Origin of the sequence: Streptomyces sp. JJ36 (genome assembly GCF_021696945.1) — a bacterium.
Taxonomy (GTDB): Bacteria; Actinomycetota; Actinomycetes; order Streptomycetales; family Streptomycetaceae; genus Streptomyces.
Window position 1 is genome coordinate 1 of record NZ_JACYHE010000148.1, and the last position, 3,773, is coordinate 3,773.

The window sequence follows — 3,773 nt, forward strand, 5'->3', positions numbered from 1 at the left end:
GGGACGGCTGCCGCCGTCCGCTGGGTATCACCGCTCCGGGAGGAGGAAACACCCGTGTGGCGCCGGGGGTTTCCCGGCGCCGTCGGTGGACACACGCAGAGGGGAGGCCCTGCCGGATTCCCCCGCCGGCAGGGCCTCCCTCGCGTGGTGTCCCTCCCCGGCTCCCGGGGTGTCCCCGCGCCGGACGTGGCCCCGGGCGGCCGTCAGTTCTTGCGCGCCAGGCCTCCGTAGGCCGCGATCACCGGCGGCTCGCCGAACGGCAGCGCCTCGGGCCGCCAGTGCGGGCAGGAGACGACGCCCGGTTCCAGCAGCTCCAGTCCCTCGAAGAAGCCGGCGATCTGCTCGGGGCTGCGCGGAGTGTAGGAGACCGCGCCGCTGGCGGCGTTGTGCCGCCGGATGGCTTCCACATAGTCCGGGTCGGTGTCGGCGCCGTCGTTCAGCCCGAGATAGCTGCCGGGCGGCAGGGCGTCCATCAGCCGGCGCACGATGGCGCGGGCCTGGTCGTAGTCCTCGACGAGGCCGAGGATGCCCATGAGCATCAGGCCGACCGGGCGGTCCAGGTCCAGGGTGGCGGTCGCCTCCCGCAGGATGTGCTCCGGGTCGCGCACGTCGGCGTCGAGATAGGCCGTGGCGCCCTCGGGGGTGCTGGTGAGCAGCGCCTGGGCGTGCGCGAGCACCAGCGGGTCGTTGTCGACGTACACGATTCGGCACTCGGGGGCGACGCGCTGCGCGATCTCGTGCGTGTTGTCCACCGTCGGCAGCCCGGTGCCGATGTCCAGGAACTGCCGGATGCCGGCCTCCCCGGCGAGGTACCGGACCACGCGGCCGATGAACGCGCGGGAGTGGCGGGTGATGTCGACCATGCCGGGGAAGAGCTCCAGCACCTTGTCGCCGGCCGCCCGGTCGACCGGGTAGTTGTCCTTCCCGCCCAGCAGGTAGTTCCAGATCCGCGCCGAGTGCGGAACGCTGGTGTCCAGCGCCGGCCTCGCCCGGTCGGTGTGTTCCGCGTCCTCTGCCATGACGACCCCCTGCCGCGTGCGTCCGTCCGCTGTCCCGACCAACCTAGCCGAACGGCGTACGGGCGTCCCGTCCGCCGTCACCCCCGTCCCGGCAGCGTGGGCGGGAGTCGCCGCGGTGCCGCCGGGTACCCGTCCACTGCACGACCGGCCACGACGGGAAGGAACGGTGATCATGACCGTCCCGGAGGAGAACCGCCGCAAGACCCAGAAGACCCAGGACACCGTCACCCACCCCGACACGGTGCGGGAGGACGCGGAGGAGCGGCCCGACGAGCACGCCAGCACCACGATGCGGCAGGCGATGGAGGAAGCGGGCCTGCACCGTCCGGAAGACGTCGAGGGCGGTGCCGGCGGCGAGAGCAGCGAGGGCGCCGGGAGCCGGGGAGGCGGCGAGGGCTCCCGCTAGCCGCACACGCCTCGGGCCGTTCCCCGGCCGGTCCGCCGGGGGACGGCCCGAGGAGGTCCGGGGGTGCCGGCGGACGGTGCGCGGTGCGGTTGCGCCCGGCCCGGAACACACAGAACAGTCCCCGTGAGTCCTTCGGTGTCTTCCGCCTCGGTCGTCGCCGAGGCTCCGGCACCGCGGGCTCGCGGGGGCCTCACCAGAGCCGTGCCAAGTCTCCTGTCGATGGACGTCTCCACCGACGGTGCGGCTTTCCGGTTCTCTGGCTTATGTCCTATTTTGCTCCTGGGGGTGGGCGGGCGTCAAGCGGATACGGGCCTGCTTCGCGAGCGCGGACGCCGATGAGTTCCGGCCGCGGCGCCCGTCTCTCCCTGTGCAGGTTCCGCAGCACGCACCCGGTGAGGGAGGAGAGCACGATGAGCACACTGGTGGTGTCCGCGTTCGTGACCCTGGACGGCGTCATGCAGGCCCCGGGCGGCCCGTCCGAGGACCGGGACGGCGGTTTCGAGCACGGCGGCTGGTCCGTCCCGTACGCCGACGAGGAGCTGGGCCGGATCATGGTGGAGCAGTTCGCGGGGATCGAAGCGCTGCTCCTGGGGCGCCGGACGTACGACATCTTCGCCGCCCACTGGCCGCAGATCACCGACGAGAACGACCCGGTCGCCTCGAAGCTGAACGCCATGCCGAAGTACGTCGCCTCACGCACCCTCCGGACCGTGGAGTGGCACAACGCGCACCTGCTGGAGCGGGACTCCACGGGCGACGTCGCCCAGGCCGTCGCCGCGCTCAAGCAGCGTGTCACGGGCGAGGTGAACGTCCAGGGCAGCAGCGATCTCATCGCCACCCTGCAGCGGCACGACCTGGTGGACGCGTACCGGCTCTTCATCGAGCCGGTGGTGCTCGGCACCGGCAAGCGGCTCTTCGCGCCGGGCACCGTGCCGGCCGCCCTGCGGCTGACCGGCTCCCGGACCACCGGCACCGGCGCGCTCTACTGCACGTACGAGCGCGCGGGCGCTCCGGAGTACGGGTCGTTCGCGCTGGAGGACTATCCGGAGAAGGCGCGCGAGATGAAGCTCACCGGCTGAGGGGCGGAACGGCCGGGGCGGCGTGTACGGGAGGCCGCCACGGGTACCGCGCAGGGGCGGCGCCGCCCGGTGGCCGGCGTGAGCGACGGCCCCGCCGGTGCCGCACGGCCGGCGCATGCCGGCCACGGGCCCGAGGGCCCGGCGGCGATCGGACGGCCGGGGTGGCGCCGCCCGGAGACCCGTTCCGGCGGTCCGGGCCCGGCCCGGACCGTCACGACTGCCGGAGGAGCGATGATCGTTCATGAGCGCCTGGTGGAAGAAGTCGCCGCGCAGGCACGGCTGACGGACGAGGAGGCGCTGCGCGTCCTCCGCGTCACGCTCGCCGCGCTCACCCACCGGCTGGAGATGCCGCAGCGCCGGCGGCTGCGGAGCGCCGTGCCGGGACCCGAGCGGGACGCCGCGCTGGCCACCGTGCCCCCGGCCCGGGGCGGCCCCGCCGAGCTCTGGGAGGAGATCGGGCGCAACCTCGGTGTGCCGCCCGAGCGGGCCCGGCACCTCGCCCGGATCGTGATGTCCCAGGTGGACGCCGGCGAGCCCGACCTCACCCGCGAACTGCGGGAGAGCCTCCCGGCGGACTTCGCCGAGCTCTTCACCGCGCCGGAGGAGCGTACGGCCCGGGACAACCCGGCCACCCAGGCGCCCGCGCCGCTCAGCCGGGAGGAGCTGGACGCCGCGTTGCGGCGCCGCCCGGAGTGGAGCGGGGACGCACACGGGCTGACCCGCACCGTCTCCCTGCCGGAGGACCGGCTGCCGCCGCTGCTGAACCAGGTGGACCGGGACGCGCGGGACCTGCGGCACACCTGTGAACGGGAACGTACCGGCGGCGGCGTCACCTTCGTGCTCCGCACCCGCTCGGTGGACGCCGTGACCGCCGTCGACCTCGACCTCGCCGACCGGATCGACGACGCCGTCGCCGCGGTCGGCTCCGGGGGCCGCCCCGGCTGACGGGTCTCCCGCCGGCCGCGCGTTTGCGGCCGCCGCACTCCGCTGCCGACCCCACCCTCAGGGCGGGACGCCTCCGACCCCACCGGGCGGGGGCGGGCCGCCCCCGCCCGTGCGCCGGCCGCCATAGGCCGTCTCCGGCCGGCGCCGCGCGCCGGCCGTGGTGCGGCCGGAGGCCCCGGTCTGCGGCCGTGGCGGTGGTGCCGTGCGGTGCGCGGCCGGTCCCGCGGCCGTGTGTCAGGAGCGGCGCGGCGTCCCGCACGAGGCGCCCGGCGGGGCGGATCAGGCGGCGGTGGTGTCGCGAGGGCCGGGGGCGGGCGGCCCCGG

General features: G+C 75.1%; 4 protein-coding genes. 3 read left to right on the forward strand and 1 reads right to left on the reverse strand.

The annotated features are described in order from the left end of the window. Positions 1-203: 203 nt before the first annotated feature. On the reverse strand, positions 204-1,019 hold the full coding sequence (locus HOY81_RS26835) for an SAM-dependent methyltransferase (RefSeq protein WP_237323308.1): 816 nt from the start codon (positions 1,017-1,019) through the stop codon (positions 204-206). A gap of 172 nt (positions 1,020-1,191) precedes the next feature. Here HOY81_RS26835 and HOY81_RS26840 point away from each other — a divergent pair, with 172 nt between their 5' ends. From HOY81_RS26840 to HOY81_RS26850, 3 genes are all read left to right on the forward strand, one after another. Continuing rightward, the gene (locus tag HOY81_RS26840; RefSeq protein ID WP_237323309.1) at positions 1,192-1,425 is read left to right on the forward strand and encodes a hypothetical protein; all 234 of its coding nucleotides are present in this window, start codon (positions 1,192-1,194) and stop codon (positions 1,423-1,425) included. 410 nt (positions 1,426-1,835) lie between these two features. Beyond that, a complete protein-coding gene (locus HOY81_RS26845) occupies positions 1,836-2,504 on the forward strand; it encodes a dihydrofolate reductase family protein (protein ID WP_237323310.1) in 669 nt (222 codons plus the stop codon). A 231-nt stretch (positions 2,505-2,735) separates the two neighbouring features. Continuing rightward, positions 2,736-3,449 carry a DUF2267 domain-containing protein gene (locus HOY81_RS26850; protein WP_237323311.1) on the forward strand — a complete coding sequence of 238 codons (714 nt, stop codon included), beginning with the start codon at positions 2,736-2,738 and terminating at the stop codon, positions 3,447-3,449. Positions 3,450-3,773: the final 324 nt, after the last annotated feature.